1 protein-coding gene is annotated in these 891 nt (G+C 32.1%); it reads left to right on the top strand.

From position 1 onward, the window contains the following. Positions 1–606, top strand: a 606-nt coding sequence (rsmD, locus tag BAZSYMA_RS05625; RefSeq protein WP_241502565.1) for a 16S rRNA (guanine(966)-N(2))-methyltransferase RsmD, incomplete at its 5' end; no start/stop codon positions are given. Between the last annotated feature and the right edge of the window lie 285 nt (positions 607–891).

Here is an 891-nt window from a genome sequence, read left to right as displayed (position 1 = left end):
CCAAAAAAGAGTTACAAGATTCTTTTAACGCCTATCAAAAATAACAACTTTACTATTATTGGTGGTGAGTATCGAGGTAGGAAATTTAGCTTTCCTGATGTTGATACTTTGCGTCCTAGCCCTGGAAAAGTGCGTGAAACTTTGTTTAACTGGTTACAATTTGAAACACAGGGTAAAACTTTTTTAGACTTATTTTCTGGCAGTGGCGCCTTGAGTTTTGAGGCGCTTTCTCGTGGTGCAAAACAAGTAACCAGTGTAGAAAAAAATACAAACGCCGTACATTTTCTCAAGCAGAATAAACAATTATTAAAAACAGATAATTTAGCCATTTTTAAACAAGATGCCTTTGCATTTTTAAACAAAAAACCAAAAATACCCTTTGACTTGATTTTACTAGACCCTCCTTTTAATAAAAACTATCTAGCAAACGCCTTAAAATTAATCTCAAAAAATGATTTTATTGCTATTGGTGGCAAAATTTATATAGAATCTGAATTTGAAATAACAATGAAATTTTTAAAAACACACTATTTGACAAAAACCAACCTCAGCAAACAAAAAAAATCTGGTGCCGTTCACTACTGCTTGGTAGAAACCTTTATATAAATTACCTTATTCCCAAGATTCAACTTAAGGATATAATAGCCAGGAAAGAGATTTAAACGAGAACCATAACGGCTTGTCAAGGCAATTCTTCCCTAGGCGCTAATGGCTTTATGTGAGTGAAAAGAGGCATCTAAAACAACGAATTTTCTGATTTATGTGTTGTATTCATTTGAATCTCCTTATGTTTTTATTATAAGAAAATTCTACTTTTACTGAGTGTTAATTTTTTAGAGGATTGCAGGTTCATTTATACTCCTTTTTACTAGTTGTAATGGTCTAACAATC

The sequence above is a fragment of the Bathymodiolus azoricus thioautotrophic gill symbiont genome, from assembly GCF_001298715.1.
GTDB lineage: Bacteria > Pseudomonadota > Gammaproteobacteria > PS1 > Pseudothioglobaceae > Thiodubiliella.
The sequence above is the reverse complement of the archived record's forward strand: the minus strand, read 5'-3'. Positions and strand labels throughout refer to the sequence as shown.